Raw genomic sequence first — 15,428 nt, forward strand, 5'->3', positions numbered from 1 at the left:
CATGCACACCGCCTTTCCCATTTCCCCGCTCCTGCCGGACATCGTCGACTCGCTGGCCGCGTGTCCGCGACTCGTGCTCGAAGCGCCTCCCGGTGCGGGCAAGACCACACAGGTGCCGTTGGCGCTGCTCCATGCATCATGGCTCGGCGGCGGCCGGATTCTGATGCTCGAGCCGCGCCGCATCGCGGCGCGCGCCGCCGCGTCGTTCATGGCGCGTCAGCTGGGCGAGGAGCCCGGCGAGACGGTGGGCTACCGTATCCGCTTCGAGTCGCGCGTCGGTCCGCGCACACGTATCGAAGTGGTGACGGAGGGCATCCTTGGGCGCATGATCCAGGACGATCCCACGCTCGATGGCGTCGCCGCGATCCTGTTCGACGAATTCCACGAGCGCCACCTGCCGGGCGACCTCGGCGCCGCGCTGGCGCTCGACGTGCAGGCCAGCCTGCGTCCCGATCTGCGCATCGTGGTCATGTCCGCGACGCTCGACGGCGAGCGCGTCGCGCAGTGGCTGCGCGCGCCGCGGATCAGCAGTCCGGGACGAAGCTTTCCGGTGCGGATCGAGCATCCGCCTGCGAGGACGCAGGAAACGGTCGAGCAGCATCTGGTGCGCACGGTCGGTCAGGCGCTGCGCGAAACGGATGGCGACGTGCTCGCGTTTCTTCCGGGGCGCCGGGAGATCGAGCGTGCCCGCAGCATGCTCGAACGACAGTCGGAGATCATCGATGTCGTGATGTTGCACGGCGAACTGTCGCTGGCCGAGCAGCAGCTGGCGCTGACCCCCGCCGATCCCGGCACGCGCCGCGTCGTGCTCGCGACGAACGTGGCCGAATCCAGTGTCACGCTTCCCGGCATACGGGCCGTCGTCGACGCGGGGCTGGCGCGCGAACCGCGCTTCGATCCGCAGTCCGGCTTCGCGCGGCTGGAAACCGTGACGATATCGCAGGCGTCGGCGGACCAGCGCGCTGGCCGTGCCGGTCGCGTCGCGGAAGGCGTGGCCTATCGCCTCTGGCCGCAGAGCCGCCGGCTCGACGCCTCGCGTCGCGCGGAAATCGAGCACACCGAACTTTCGGGGCTGGCGCTCGAACTGGCCGGCTGGGGCACCGACGACCTCCCGTGGCTCGACGCGCCGCCCGCGGGCGCGATGGCCCAGGCTCGCGACCTGTTGCGCCGGCTGGGCGCGATGGACGACGCGTCGGCGATCACCGCGCTCGGCCGCGAGATGCTGGCGCTCGGCGCGGCGCCTCGCCTTGCCGCCGCGGCCTTGCGCGCCCCACCGGAGCGACGGGCGCTCGCCGCCGACCTGCTCGCGCTCGTCGAAGCGCGCTCGCCGCTGCGCGGTGAGCAAGGGCGCACGGACGATTTTCGCCAGCGACTCGCGGCGCTGCACCTCTGGCGCGACGGAGGCGCCCGCGCCGCGCGTTCAGGCAGCGCGGACGTCGGTGCGCTCGCGGCCATCGAAAAGGCCTCGGCCGGATGGCGACGCCGGCTCGGCGTGCGCACGGCGGCGAGTGGCGTGCCGGATGCGCACACCGTGGGCGATCTTCTCGTTCATGCGTTCCCGGATCGCGTCGCCAGGCGCGATGATGCGCAGCCCACGCGTTACGCGCTGGCGAACGGCAGGGGCGCCCGCCTGCACGACGCGAGCGCACTGCATGGCGAGCCGTGGCTCGTCGTGCTCGATCTCCGCCTCGAAGCGCGCGACAGCCTCGTTTTCGCCGGCGCGCCCTTCGATGCCGGCGTGCTCGAACGCGAGCATGCCGACCGCTTCGTGACCGAACGCGTGCTGCGTTGGGACGAACAGCGTCAGATCGCCGAGGCATTCGAAGAGCGCCGTTTCGATGCGCTGGTGGTCTCGCGCAAGCCAGTGGCCGTCGACGCGAGCGATGCGCAGCCGCTTCTGCTCGCCGCGATCCGCGGTCGTGGGATGACGGCGCTGCCGTGGAGCGACCATGCGCAGCTGCTCCGCGCGCGGATCGGCGCGTTGCGCGCGTGGCGTCCCGAACTGGGCCTGCCCGACGTCGGGGACGACGCGCTGCTCGGTACGCTCGAGGCCTGGATATCGCCGTATCTCGCTGGCAAGCGGCGTCTGGAAGCCTTGCAGGCGGCCGAGCTTTCGGAGGCGTTGTCGGCGATGCTCGACTACGACCAGCGTCGCGCGCTCGACGCGCATGCGCCGGAAGCGCTCACCGTGCCCAGCGGCATGACGCGGCGTCTCAGCTACGGCACGCGCGACGACGATCCGGCGGCGCCGCCCGTGCTCGCCGTGAAGCTGCAGGAACTCTTCGGCCTCGCCGACACGCCGCGCGTCGGCGACGGTCGTGTGCCGGTCATGCTGCACCTGCTGTCGCCGGCGGGGCGGCCCATTCAGGTCACGCAGGACCTCGCGGGGTTCTGGGACCGTACGTACCCGGAAGTCAAGAAGGAGCTCAAGGGACGCTACCCGAAGCATCCCTGGCCCGACGATCCGTGGACCGCGACGGCGACCCATCGTGCGAAGCCGCGCGGTACCTGACAGGACGTTGCCCTGATGGGCTCGTGGTTCGAAACCCACCGGACGTTCGGGCCGCACTGACTCTGCGCGCCCGCGGCCGACGCTACGCGTCGCCCCGTGAGCATCGAAGAATGGCGACGCCGCGATCGTCGCGGTGTTCGATAGGGAAAATCATGACTTCGTTACCCCGGGACGCGCAACGTGCGTCCTCTTCCGCGGGATACCGGCGGGCGCGTCGACGCTCGCGGACCCTCGCGCTCGCAACGCTGTTCGGCGCCACGACCGTTGCCGGCGCGTCGTTCGACGAGTCGACGATGTACGCGATCGATGCGGGGCAAGAAGCGACGCATGCGGTCGGCCAGGACGCGCTGATGACGCTGCTCCGCGAGCACGCTCGCGACGGACGCCTGCTCGCCTACCTCAATGAATCGACGGATGCGTCGTACGCACGATGGGTGCTGGGAGGCGAGGAGACGCCGTATGCCGATCTGGTGTCGGTCGAGCTGTCGCTCCCCGACGCGTCGGAGAGGCGGGCGTTGCAGGTACTGTCCGGCAGCCATGGGCCCGTCACCCAGCGGCAGCTACACGAATGGAAAGTCTGGGATCTTGGATTCACGAAAGTGGGCCCGATGCGCGGGGCGCCGGTGCCGGACGAGCTGCGCAGCGCCGCCTGGGGTGTTCCGCACATCATGAAGGCCGGCATCGATCCCGATATCTACAAGGCATGCATGCACGGCGTGCTCGACATCGGTCACCCGGCGATTCAGGCCAATTATGCGCTCGCTCTGCAGTTGCTTCGCGAACGCCTCATCGCGACACCCCGGACGTTCTGGTACATCCGCGGACTGCGCGTCGACGTCATGGGTCGCTTCCTCGACCCGGCACGCCACGGCCAGCCAGGCAAGTTCGATTTCCATTACCTGATCGAGCTCCTGGACGGTGAGTTGTCGGGCTGGCGACCTGCCGGCACCAACCTCTACGGCTTCCGCCAGTTGCCCGCCACACTGCGGCTCGGTCGCATCGCCGCGGCCTACCAGGAGGCCATGCCGCGGGGGACGAATGCCTGTCGTGCGAATGGCGAGCACGACCCGGCGGTTGCGGGGGCCGGCGACGGCGATGGTCGCCCCCTGTGCTTCACCGATGCGACCGATCGCGCGATCTACCGGTGGTACGCCCGGTCGATCATCGACGAGCTCATGGCCATCGGCCCGATTCCGGCGGGGGCGAACATCACGACGCTGCAGCAACTTGCCGGACCGCTGGTGTCGAGCAGCCAGGGGCATCTGGGCATTCCCCTCATCGATCGGATGGGCCAGGCGATCACGCTGGAGACGGTGCATGCCAAGGCTGCCCTGCAGTTGCTGTCGGCGAATCAACTGCCGGCGCGACAAGGCGACGTGCTGGTTCGCAATCTGTTCTCGCAACGCTGCGGGAGGACGCCATGACGCACGCATCGAAGGGCATGCGCAGGCGCGCGAGAATGGTGGGGATCGCGTTGCTCGCCACCGGGTGGCTCGTTGCGACGCCGGCTCTCGCCGGAAGCGATCCCGCCGGTCGGGTCACTCTCCTGCCGATCGTCGAAGACGACGACCACATCATGCAGACGTGGCTCGGCGTGCCGATGCGACGCTACGCGTTCGGCATGCGTCGCTGGCTGGAGGACGGCCTCGCCGCGCACGGCGGTCGTGCCGCCGACGCGGCGGAACTGTTGCGCTTCCAGCAGCAACTGCGGCGCGCGACGTTCTCCCACTTCCAGTACAGCTATACCCTCGACGGTACGGAGTACACGCGCATCTACCTCGGCGTGTCGGGACGACCCTTCCCCGATCTGGTCAACGCCAGCTACCGTGGCCCGCGGAATCTCGTCGTGCCGGCGAACGTCCAGAACTACTTCAACACGGACGACATCGTGAGCTTCGGGTCCGTGGGACCCGTCGACGGCTCCCACGTCACGCCCGAGCCGCCGACGGCGAACACCCCGCACCGCACGAACGACGCGGAGATCAAGGTACTCCAGGCCATCATGCGCGACATCGCCAGCGGGCAGGTGCGTGCCGGTGGGCGGCTTCTCGGTTTCGTCAGCCAGGTGCCGTGCGCGTCCTGCTCGGCGGCGTTCCGGCAGTTCGCCACGGAAGCCGATGCCGACGTGCACATCAACTACGTGGAAGGAAGCCCCAACTCGTCGCGGACCATGACCCCCGCGCTCGCGGTCATCCGCAGCATGCGCCACGTTCTGGTCGACGAGTTGACCACGACCTTTGCGCCACCGACCCACGTCGTCAGGGCGAGTGCCGAAGTCGAAGGCACCGACGAGGCATCCACGTCGATGTGCCCGAGACTTTAGACGAGGAAGACGCTCAGCCCAGGGGCCGCACGCGAAAGCTGCGGCCCTTGATCTTGCCGGCGCGCAGGCGTTCGAGTGCCTTGTTCGCGAGGTCGCGACGGATCGCGACATACGCGCGGGTCGCGTAGACATCGATCTTGCCGATGTCCTTGCCGTCGAGACCGGCATCGCCCGTGAGGGCGCCGAGAATGTCGCCGGGACGCATCTTGTCCTTGCGTCCGCCATCGATCACGAGTGTCTTCATCGGTGCGAGGTTCAGCACCTTGCGCGCCTCGTTGGCGGGCTTCGCCGGATGACGAGGCAGGGGAGCGCCGAGGCGTTCCTCGATGGCGCGGAGCTTGTTGAGCTCGCGCGCGCTCACGAGAACGATCGCCAGACCACTCGCACCGGCACGCCCGGTGCGGCCGACGCGATGCGTGTGCGTGTCCGGATCGTGCGCGACGTCGTAGCTGACCACGAGCGGCAGGCCGGCGATGTCGAGGCCGCGCGCGGCGACGTCGGTCGCCACGAGCACGGAGCAGCTGCGATTCGCGAAGCGCACCAGCACCTCGTCGCGGTCGCGTTGTTCGAGATCGCCGTGCAGTGCGAGCGCCGAGAAGCCGCGGCGGTCGAGTTCCGCGGCGACGGCTTCGGTGTCCTTGCGCATGTTGCAGAAGACCAGCGTCGCTTCCGGTTTCTCCTGCGTGAGAAGACGCGCGAGAACGTCCATCTTGACCGGAGGTTCGACCTCGACGACGCGCTGTTCGATCGTGGAATCGTCGTGGGACGTCTCGACGGTCACGGTCACCGGATCGGTCTGCACGCGTCCGCTCACGGCACGGATGGCATCGGGATACGTCGCCGAGAAGAGCAGCGTCTGGTGGTGTTTCGAGATGCGCTTGACGATGTCGTCGATCGCTTCCTCGAACCCCATGTCGAGCATGCGGTCGGCTTCGTCGAGCACCAGTACCTTGATGCCGCCGCCGTGCAGGCTGCCGCGCTTGAGGTGCTCCTGCACGCGTCCCGGCGTGCCGACGACGATGTGTGGATCGTGTTCCAGCGACGCCAGCTGCGGCCCGAGCGGCATGCCGCCGCAGAGAGTGAGCAGCTTCACGTTGGGGATGTTGACCGCGAGGCGGCGGATCGCCTTGCTGACCTGGTCGGCGAGTTCGCGCGTCGGGCAGAGCACGAGCGCCTGCAGGCGGATCTGCGCGACGTCGATGCGGTGCAGGAGGCCGAGGCCGAACGCGGCCGTCTTGCCGCTGCCGGTCTTCGCCTGCGCGATCACGTCGCGCCCATCGAGAATCGCCGGCAGGCTTTCGCGCTGGATCGGCGTCTGCGTCGCGTAACCCAGCGATTCGACGGCGGAGAGGAGAGAGGGCGCGAGGCCGAGCTGGCTGAAGTCGTTCATGCGCCCATGATCGCACGCCGGACGCCATGGCGCCCGGCGCACCGTCGGTCAGCAGCCCGGGGGAGTGGGCTGTGCGACATCCGGGTTGGACGGAAGCGGCCGTCCGTCGGGCGACCGCTCGGAGATCCGCGGGAGCGGCGCGGAAAGGCGGAACGATCGCTGTCGCCACGACGCGCCCTTGAAGGATCGGTTCATCGAGCGCGGGCTCAACGCCCGCCGAACCTGCGCCTCGCGGCTTGCGTTGATGGCGTCGTAAGCGAGCAGTGGTCGGCCAGTGTCGACATCGACCAGCAGCCGGCCCTTCATGCGGGCGCGTCCGGACTGCAACAGACGGGCCTCGTCGCCACGCGTGACCGAGGCGAACATCTGCGTCATGCGCACGTCCGCGCCATAGGCTTCCGAAAACTGCTGGAACGCGCCGCGGCAGGATCCGCAGACCGGGCCATCGACGATGCCGCTGACCTGCCCGCCGGCCGGCACCACCCCGGCGCGGATATCCGTCTCGAGCTGGCGAAGGGCCTTGTACTCCGCATCCAGGGACGCGTCGCGTCCGTCGAGCATGTAAGGCGTGAGTCGCGAGTCGTCGAAGGGCAGCGCGCGGGCGCGGACGTCCACCTCGTCGAGACCCGAAAAGAGGCGCTCGTCGCCCGCGTCGATCGACACCCGCCGGGCGATCGCTTCCTCCGGGGGCGGGGCCGGGCTCTGCGGCGGGGAGTGGTCGTCGCCACTATCGGGCGTGGTCGGCGTGTTCGGCCGGGTGGGTCCTTCGAAGGCGGCCGACGCCATGGCACCGAGGGGTTCGCCACTCATGGCGTGGTACACCCGCGTCCGTACCTCGGTGCCCACGGTGTAGCGGTACGCCACACGGGCGATCCTCGACCGACGCATCGCGGTGTCGAGGTCCTCCCAGCGAATGGCGCGGTATTCGTCCTTGTAGCGCTCGTCGATGAGCACACGCATGGCGTCGACGAAGCGCTGGCTCGTCGCTTCGATCAACGCCGAGACGTTGCCGTCGTCCTCGATGACCGTCTCGACGGTGACGGTACCCGCGCGAGCCGTGGCGCCTGCCGTGAGCGCGCTGCAGACGACCAGGGAAAACATCAGATGGCGCATGATCACTCCGGCAGGTGGCAGGTGAGCAGGTCGGCCCGCTCGGCGAACGCCTCCGCGTCCGCCGACGCGATGGCGTCGGCACCGACGAGGTCGTCGGCGATCACCGCGTCGACGATTTCGATCAGGCTCACCATCTCGAGCAAGGGAAACACCATGCCGACGACCGCCGCGAGCCTGAGCAGTCCGTTCGATGGCGGGCGAGGCGGCAGCCACGCCGCTTCCCGCCGCGATTCGTCGAGATACCACCGATGCACCGCGCGGTCGGTGGCCGCGGCGAAGCAGAGCGGTCGCGCGTCTCCCTCGGTGCCGGTGCCCGCGGCGGGCGATGGCGACGCGTCCCGCAGGCAGGGCGGGGCGGCGGCATAGCCTTGAGTGTCGCGATAGGCCGCGGCGACGCGCGCGATGCGGTAGGCGACCGGCAGCTGGCGCAGACCGCCCGCCGTCCGCCCGCCGCCCTGCCAGTGCACGAGGCGATACTGCACGAGCGTCGCGAGATAACGTAAGTCGTACGCATCGACGTCGTCCGCGTGGCGCGCGGCCATGACGCGATCGTAGACCGTCGCGTCGACGCCGAGCGCCGCCTGCCGGCCGGACGGAAGCGTGTCGAGCTGCGTGCGCAGGATCTGCAAGGCGACCGCGTAGAACGCGGCCTGCGTCGAACGCCGGTGGCCCATCAGATCGAGCATGTGCCAGAAGATCGTCGGTGACACGTCGGCCTTCTGCGCGCCGGCGGCGACGAAGGGGTCGCGGTAGCCGGGCCCCGTCGCCACATCGACGCCGGGACGGGCTCGCGTCATGCCGAGGTCCCAGCGCAGCACGGCGAGCATGTCGTCGTCGCTCAGTGGCGCGCCGGGCACATCGGCACGCACCGATGGCCAGTCCACGTCGTTCATGAAGGATGGGCGGTCGCGCAACGCGCTGTAGGGCGACGCGGGGTCCATCAGCATCTCGCGTGCGAGCGATGCACCGTCCACCTCGAGCACGTCCGCCACACCGAGCCTGGCGACTCGGCTCGCGTGCAATGCGGGTAACACGTCGGGACGCGTGATCGTGGTGGCGTCGGCGGCGGAGATCGCCACCAGCGCCACCACGATCGCCCGTCGCCCGACCGACGTCGTCCGGTTCGGGAAACGCGTGTCCATCAGGGGTCGCACCCCGCGGCGCTCGCCGTGCCCTCGACCGCTTCCTCGGCCTCGAGTCGCGCCATGTAGGACGCGTCCTCGCTCCACGAGCGGATGGACGGCGAGGCCCCGTCCGGGTCGATCTGGCGGCCGACCGCAGCCTTCCGGCTCTCGGCCAGAGCCTGCGACGACCGGTTGCTCGCGAGTCGTTCCGCGCTGGGTGCCGGACCACCGATCGCCTTCGCGGTGTTGAGCTGATAGACCTTTCCGTGGACGTCGAACTTCTGGGTGAAGGCGTCGAGCGCCTGCGAACAGGAGGGACAGACCGCCTGGCTGACATGGCCGGTGATCTCTCCGCCGCGCGGCACGATGCCGTCCTCGATGTCGTACTCGATCCGACGCAGAATCTTGAGTTCCGCGTCGACGCCGTGAATGATCCTCGGCTCGCCGGACGACGTGACCTCGCCCGTATGTACCGCGTCGATCTTCGAGTCCGGCTTCGGTGGCAGTTTGGCGACGCGGATGTTGCTGGCCGTATCCGCGGGGTAATAGATCCGCTCGCTGAAATCCGTCCGGATATCGGCGTCTTCCGCGACCGGCGTCGTCTCCGCGCTTTCCGACGACGAGGTACCTTCGCGATTGAACTTGCCGAGCATCCGGTCGATCGAATGGCCGCTGCGCGCGTGGTAGACGCGCACCGCCTCGACCCCGTTCTTCGCGTAGCGATACTCGAAGCGCGCGATGGTGGCGCCGCGCGTCGCGGCGCGCAGGCTTCTCAGCCTGGCACCCCTGACGTAGGGATAGCTGCCTGCCTTGAGGCGCGCCTGGATGGCGTCCGCGAACATGTCGGCATCGCTCTGGAGCAGCGACTGCATGATGTCGCCGTAGCCGTCCTCCACGTCGATGCCGGCGAACGCCTGGCAGGGGAGAGCGAGCGCCAGCGACATCAGCGCCGAGAGAAAGAAACCCTTTCCGGGACGCTTCATGGGGAAATCCTGCAGTGGAGGGCGCGGCGGTTGCGCGAGGCGTTGGCGAGTGAATCCGCGACGAGTGCTTCGTCGTTGGCGTCCAGCGCCATATCCGGAAACGCGAGCGACGCGGCGCTCTCGTCGAGCAGGTCGGCCGAAGCGATCGCCTCGTCGGCGACGGCGGCTTCGACCACTTCGACGAAGGCGCCCACGTCGAGCGCGACCATGACGGCGCCGGCCCAATGCACCAGCTCGGCGAAGCCGTTATGGTGGTCCCTGTGAAGGTACGCCGCGCTCAGCTCGCGACGCAGTTGTCGGCGATACCATGCGTGCACCGCGCGGTCGGTCGCATCGGTGAAGCAAAGCGGCCGATGATCGATGGTGGCGTCGACGCCGTCCGGCATGCCCGGCGCCTTTCGATCGCGCACGCAGATCGCGTTCGACACGTAGCCTGCGGCATCCTGGTAGGCGGCGGCGACGCGGGCCACGCGGAAGGCCGCCGGGAGGTGCCGGCGACGATGTCGCCTGTCGGGATCCGGCGGCGAATGCAGCGCGGCTCGCAACACTTGCGTCAGGTACCGGAGATCCTGTTCCTCGAGTCGTTCCGGACTGCGGGTCGACAGATAGCGGGTGACGACCTCGGGCTTCAGTGCCTGCCTGCCATGCTGCGAGACGGGAGCGCTGGCGGAGCGATCGCGCACGATCTGCAACGCGACGGCATAACCGGCGGCGACCGACGGGTAGACCCCGTTCATGTCCCACGCTTTCAGAAAGATATCGGGATCCACGCCGGCCTTTATGGCGTTCGCCGCCGCGCCGCGTGTCCGGTAATTGAGGGTGTCTTCGGCGCCCGGTTCACGGACGTCGCGGCCGGGGTGCGCCTTGGTCAGCCCCAGCTGCCTCTGCAGCATGGCGAGTGCCGCCTGGTTGCGATGGTGGTAACCGCTGGCGACCCGTTCGGCGTAACCCGGCCACCAGCGCGCATTGGTGATGGCGGGATACGCCTTCAGTTCGCTGTAATGCGAGGCGGGATTCTCGAGGAATTCGGCCAGGAACGTGCGCGTCGTGCCATGCACCAGGGGAGAAGGCCGCGTCGCCTCCTTCTCGTAGCGGAAAAGGAACGCCATGAGCTCGCGGTGGGCATCGGCGTAGGGCGGTTGCGCGCCATGGGCGGCGTCGGCGCCCGGCGAAGGCGGCGACACGCCATCAGGCGAGGCGCGGTGCGCGTAGACGCACGACGGCAGGAGACTGGCGATGAGCGCCAGCCGGAGATACGACTTCATGTCGGGGGTGTCCTTGATGATCGGGTACGCCGTGGGGATCGGCGGCGATCATTTTCGGGCACGCGCCCGGCAGCTTATGTCAGCCGAAGCGCAGCGATCCCGTCTGCCTCACCCATACCTTGGGTGAGACGCCTCTGTCGGCCTACCAGCGCGTCCTGTCGGGCAGAAGGCCCTTCAGTTCGGCTTCGGTCAGGTTGCGCCACTGGCCCACCTTGAGATGGCCGAGCTTGACGTTGATGATGCGCACGCGGCGCAGCTGCGTGACGCGGTAGCCGAACTCGGCCGCCATCAACCGGATCTGCCGGTTGAGGCCCTGCGTGAGCGTGATGGCGAAACCGAACTTCGCGATACGGCGCACCTTGCAGGGCTGCGTCATCTGTCCGTGGATACGCACGCCGCGCGACATGCCCCTGACGAATTCGTCGGTCACGGCCTTGTTCACCGCCACGAGGTATTCCTTCTCGTGGTGGTTCTCCGCGCGGAGGATTTCGTTGACGATGTCGCCGTTGCTGGTCAGCAGGATCAGGCCTTCCGAATCCTTGTCGAGGCGTCCGATGGGGAAGATGCGCTGCGGATGATCGACGAAATCGACGATGTTGCCGTCGACGGTCGTGTCGGTCGTGCAGGTGATGCCGACCGGCTTGTTCAGCGCGATGTAGACGCCGCGGCTCTTGACCGGGCTGGCGACCAGCGTGCGCGCGACGACGACCTCGCCGTCGACCCTGACCACATCGCCGTCGAGCGCCTTGGCGCCCATGCCGACGACCTCGTCGTTGATCGTGACGCGGCCGGCGACGAGGAGTTCGTCGGCCTCGCGACGGGAGCAGAGACCCGCTTCGCTGATGTACTTGTTGACGCGCATGGACTTACGAGCGCAGGCCCACGCCGCGACTGAGCAGGCGCAGGGCCACGGCCGAGAGACCGACGACGAACACGATCATCACGACGAACGCCGTGACGATGGGCACGTCGCTGACACCGAGCACGCCGAAACGGAAGGCGTTGACCATGTACAGGATCGGATTCACGAGCGAAATGCTGCGCCACGGCTCGCCGAGCAGGTCGACCGAATAGAACACGCCGCCGAGGTAGGTCAGGGGCGTGAGCACGAAGGTCGGCACCAGGGCGATGTCGTCGAACTTCTTCGCGAACACGGCATTCACGAAGCCCGCCAGCGAGAACACGGTGGCGCCCAGCACCACGGACAGGAACGTCGTGACGGGATGGGCGACATGGAGGTCGGTGAAAAAGAGCGCGATCACGAGCACGAGCGCACCGACGATCACGCCGCGCGTGACCGCGCCCGTGACGTATCCGAGCAGGATCACCCAGTTGGGCATCGGCGACACCAGCATTTCCTCCACGAACCGGCCGAACTTGGCGCCGAAGAAGGAGCTGGAGATGTTGCCGTAGCTGTTCGTGATGATGCTCATCATCACGAGACCCGGCACGATGTACTGCATGTAGGTGAAACCGTGCATCTCGCCGATGCGGCTGCCGATCAGCTTGCCGAAGATCACGAAGTACAGCGTCATCGTGATCGCGGGCGGGATCAGGGTCTGCGTCCAGATGCGCATGATGCGCGCGATCTCGCGGCGGACGATGGTGCCCAGCGCGACGAGGTTGGTCGAGGCGCTCATGCCGCGTTCTCCCGGCCGTGCTCGACGAGACGCACGAACAGTTCCTCGAGGCGGTTGGCCTTGTTGCGCATGGAGGTGACGGTGACGCCATGCGCCGACAGCGCCGCGAACAGGGAGTTGAGGTCGTGCGAGCGGGACATCTCGGCTTCGATCGTGTGGTCGTCCAGCGTGCGCAGCGTCACGCCGGGCAGGTTGGGCATGGCCGGCGGCAGCGCGGCGACGTCGAGGACGAAGGTCTCGACGTCGAGCGTGGCCAGCAGGCTCTTCATCGACGTGTTCTGCACGATGCGGCCCTGGTCGATGATCGCGATGTTGCGGCAGAGCTGTTCGGCTTCCTCGAGGTAGTGCGTGGTGAGGATCACCGTGGTGCCGGCGGCATTGATGCCGCTGACGAACTGCCACATCGAGCGGCGGATCTCGATGTCGACGCCCGCGGTCGGCTCGTCGAGGATCAGCAGCTTCGGCTCGTTCATCATGGCGCGCGCGATCATCAGGCGGCGCTTCATGCCGCCCGAGAGCATCCGGGCCTGGTGGTGCGCCTTGTCCCACAGGCGCAGCTCCTTCAGGTACTTCTCGGCGCGCACGGCAGCTTCGGCGCGGCCGATGCCGTAGAAGCCCGCCTGGTTCACGCAGATGTCGAAAGGTTTTTCGAACTGGTTGAAGTTGATTTCCTGCGGCACCAGGCCGATCAGGCGCATCGCTTCGCTGCGGTTCCGGTGGATCGACACCCCGAATACCTCGGCGTCGCCGGACGTGGCGTTCACGAGGGACGAGAGAATGCCGATCAGGGTCGACTTGCCGGCGCCGTTGGGGCCGAGCAGGGCGAAGAAATCCCCGGGCTGGACGGTCAGGGAGATGCCCTTGAGGGCCTCCACGCCGTTGCCGTAGGTCTTGCGTAAATCGTTGACGTGTAAAGCGGGAGTGGTCATGGGCTGCGCCGGGATGACAAGCCGCCTATTATACCGGGCTTTGCCGGGTCGCCCCGTTCCCCGGCGTCAACAGAGACTTTCCATGGCAGAACAATTCCAGCTCCGCCTCGCCGACAGCTTCATGCTCGCCCCCTCGGTGCGGCACCTGTCCTTCGAGCGGGTGGATGGCCAGCCCCTGTCGTTCGTGCCGGGCCAGTTCCTGCAGATCCACTTCCAGTACGACGACGGAAAGCCCACCAAACGGAGCTATTCCGTGGGCACGGTTGGGGACGGCAGCGGCCCGGTCGACCGGATCGAGATCGCCGTGAGTTACGTCGAGGGCGGCGCCGCGACCCGGCTCCTGGGCGACCTCGAGCAGGGTGGCACGGTGGACGCCAGCGGCCCGTACGGCCGTTTCTGCCTCATGGATGCCGATACCAACCGTCGCTACATCCTGATCGCCACCGGCACGGGCGTGACGCCGTATCGGGCGATGCTGCCGCAGATCGAGGCACTGATGGCCAGTCGCGGCTGCCGCTTCGTTCTGCTCTATGGCGCGCGCAACGAAGGCGAATTGCTCTATGGCGAGGAGTTCGAGGTTTTCGCCCGGAAGCACGAGGGGTTCGACTTCCACCCGTGTCTTTCGCGCGGCGCACGCCCCAATCCCCGTCCCCACGACCGCCTTGGCTACGTGCAGGACATGCTTGCCGAGCTGGAACCGAGCGGCGAAGGCGACATCGCCTACCTGTGCGGCAATCCGAACATGGTCGATGCCGCGTTTTCGGCATTGAAAGAGCACGGTCTGTCCGTGCAGCACATCCGTCGCGAGAAGTACATTTCCTCACGGTGAGGCCGGCGCGGAGGGCCTATAATCCGCCTCCATGCACGCCCAGGCCGCTCCGTCCCCCCTTTCCGCCGAGATGCGCCGCTACGCGGCGCTCGATCAGCGACTGCTCGCCGCCGTTCGCGCCATCCGCATCCTGCCGACCGTGTCGTGGCCGGCGTCGGTCGAAGAGCGGCTGATCGAGGAATTCGGTGCCGGCAGGCTGTCGCTGCCCGATATCCGCTACCGCCCGCCCGATCTGGGTGGCACGCGCGCCGAGCTCGAGGCCATCGAGGCCGAAGCCGACGAGGATCACCCGATCGCGGAGTACCTGCGACGCACCGCCGAATCGTGGCGTATCGCCACGGACATGCTGGACGCCGCCGGCACCGACGGCGTCACGCACGCGTCCATCGCCCTGTACGGCAAGCCGGGCGACGCGATCCCCGGCAGCAACCGCAGCAACCTCGACGCCGCGCGTTATTTCGTGGATCTCGCCGACGAACTCGGCGCGGACCTGGAAACGGAGGACGCCACCGGGAGCATCCCGGCGGAGGTGCTTCGCCAGGACATGGCAGAGCGCCTCGACGCGTTCTTCGATCCGGGCACCATCGTGGTGGAGGTCGATCCCGAACTGACGGCGAAGGCCGCCGCCGGCGCGACGCGCATCCGCCTTCGCGGCGGCGTGCGTTTCACGGAATACGATCGCCATCAGTTGCTGGCGCACGAAGCGTTCGTGCATTCGCTGACGGCACTGAACGGCCGCGAGCAGCCGGTGCTGGCCTCGCTGGCGCGCACGTCGCCACGTGTCACGGCCACGCAGGAAGGTCTCGCCGTGTTCGCCGAACTGATGTCGGGTGCCATCGACATCTCGCGCCTCAAGCGCATCAGTCTGCGCATCCTCGCGATCGACATGGCGCTGAATGGCGCCGACTTCGTCGAGGTGTTCCGCTACTTCCGCGATTGCGGCCAGAACGTGGGCGACAGTTTCCATTCGGCGCAGCGCGTGTTCCGTGGCGTGCCGCTGACGGGCGGCTCCGCGTTCGCCAAGGACAACGTGTACCTCAGTGGCCTGCTGGCCGTGCATACGTTCTTCCGCTGGGCGCTCCGCCAGCGCCGGCTCGACCTGCTGCGCAATCTCTTCGCGGGCAAGCTCGCGCTGCACGACGTGCTCAGCCTCGAGGCGCACTTCGAAAGCGGCGACATCGTCGTGCCGCGCTATCTGCCGCCGTGGATGCAACACGTGCACGGGCTGGCCGGCAAGCTCGCGTTCTCCCTTTTCGTGAATCACATCCACATGGCGGGTGTGGAGGCCGAGGAGATTTCCCTCGGCCTCTGATCCGTCGC

13 protein-coding genes are annotated in these 15,428 nt (G+C 68.0%); 5 read left to right on the plus strand and 8 right to left on the minus strand.

The features are described from left to right. Nucleotide 1: 1 nt before the first annotated feature. From hrpB to BMX32_RS16750, 3 genes are read left to right on the plus strand one after another with little or no spacing between them, the layout of a single operon-like run. Nucleotides 2-2,512: an ATP-dependent helicase HrpB gene (hrpB, locus tag BMX32_RS16740; protein ID WP_089981240.1), complete on the plus strand. Its 2,511-nt coding sequence runs from the start codon at nt 2-4 to the stop codon at nt 2,510-2,512. Further along, nucleotides 2,467-3,936 (plus strand): hypothetical protein, encoded by a 1,470-nt coding sequence (locus BMX32_RS16745; protein WP_139206773.1) that lies wholly within the window; start codon nt 2,467-2,469, stop codon nt 3,934-3,936. The genes hrpB and BMX32_RS16745 overlap by 46 nt, the downstream gene beginning before the upstream one ends. Continuing rightward, a complete protein-coding gene (locus BMX32_RS16750) occupies nt 3,933-4,835 on the plus strand; it encodes a hypothetical protein (protein WP_089980948.1) in 903 nt (300 codons plus the stop codon). Before BMX32_RS16745 ends, BMX32_RS16750 begins: the two co-directional genes overlap by 4 nt. 13 nt (nt 4,836-4,848) lie before the next feature. On the opposite strand, the gene dbpA is transcribed toward BMX32_RS16750, so the two are convergent. The 8 genes from dbpA to BMX32_RS16790 all read right to left on the minus strand — a co-directional run bounded on the left by dbpA (nt 4,849) and on the right by BMX32_RS16790 (nt 13,279). Next, the gene (dbpA, locus tag BMX32_RS16755) at nt 4,849-6,225 is read right to left on the minus strand and encodes an ATP-dependent RNA helicase DbpA (protein WP_089980949.1); all 1,377 of its coding nucleotides are present in this window, start codon (nt 6,223-6,225) and stop codon (nt 4,849-4,851) included. A 48-nt stretch (nt 6,226-6,273) separates the two neighbouring features. Further along, complete coding sequence (locus BMX32_RS16760) at nt 6,274-7,338, minus strand: hypothetical protein (RefSeq protein ID WP_089980950.1); 1,065 nt, start codon at nt 7,336-7,338, stop codon at nt 6,274-6,276. A gap of 2 nt (nt 7,339-7,340) precedes the next feature. Beyond that, a complete protein-coding gene (locus tag BMX32_RS16765) occupies nt 7,341-8,480 on the minus strand; it encodes a hypothetical protein (protein ID WP_089980951.1) in 1,140 nt (379 codons plus the stop codon). Continuing rightward, nucleotides 8,480-9,445 (minus strand): hypothetical protein, encoded by a 966-nt coding sequence (locus tag BMX32_RS16770; protein ID WP_089980952.1) that lies wholly within the window; start codon nt 9,443-9,445, stop codon nt 8,480-8,482. The genes BMX32_RS16765 and BMX32_RS16770 overlap by 1 nt, the downstream gene beginning before the upstream one ends. Continuing rightward, the gene (locus tag BMX32_RS16775) at nt 9,442-10,710 is read right to left on the minus strand and encodes a hypothetical protein (RefSeq protein ID WP_089980953.1); all 1,269 of its coding nucleotides are present in this window, start codon (nt 10,708-10,710) and stop codon (nt 9,442-9,444) included. Before BMX32_RS16775 ends, BMX32_RS16770 begins: the two co-directional genes overlap by 4 nt. Before the next feature lie 142 nt (nt 10,711-10,852). Further along, the gene (locus BMX32_RS16780; protein WP_089980954.1) at nt 10,853-11,572 is read right to left on the minus strand and encodes a pseudouridine synthase; all 720 of its coding nucleotides are present in this window, start codon (nt 11,570-11,572) and stop codon (nt 10,853-10,855) included. Between the two features lie 4 nt (nt 11,573-11,576). After that, nucleotides 11,577-12,350: an ABC transporter permease gene (locus tag BMX32_RS16785; RefSeq protein ID WP_089980955.1), complete on the minus strand. Its 774-nt coding sequence runs from the start codon at nt 12,348-12,350 to the stop codon at nt 11,577-11,579. Then, on the minus strand, nt 12,347-13,279 hold the full coding sequence (locus BMX32_RS16790; protein ID WP_089980956.1) for an ABC transporter ATP-binding protein: 933 nt from the start codon (nt 13,277-13,279) through the stop codon (nt 12,347-12,349). The genes BMX32_RS16785 and BMX32_RS16790 overlap by 4 nt, the downstream gene beginning before the upstream one ends. A gap of 82 nt (nt 13,280-13,361) precedes the next feature. Between BMX32_RS16790 and BMX32_RS16795 the strand changes: the two genes are divergently transcribed. After that, nucleotides 13,362-14,108: an FAD-binding oxidoreductase gene (locus BMX32_RS16795; protein ID WP_089980957.1), complete on the plus strand. Its 747-nt coding sequence runs from the start codon at nt 13,362-13,364 to the stop codon at nt 14,106-14,108. A gap of 31 nt (nt 14,109-14,139) precedes the next feature. Then, nucleotides 14,140-15,420: a flavohemoglobin expression-modulating QEGLA motif protein gene (locus BMX32_RS16800; protein ID WP_089980958.1), complete on the plus strand. Its 1,281-nt coding sequence runs from the start codon at nt 14,140-14,142 to the stop codon at nt 15,418-15,420. The last annotated feature ends 8 nt before the right edge of the window (nt 15,421-15,428 follow it).

Source organism: Luteibacter sp. UNCMF331Sha3.1 (genome assembly GCF_900109915.1).
Lineage (GTDB): Bacteria > Pseudomonadota > Gammaproteobacteria > Xanthomonadales > Rhodanobacteraceae > Luteibacter.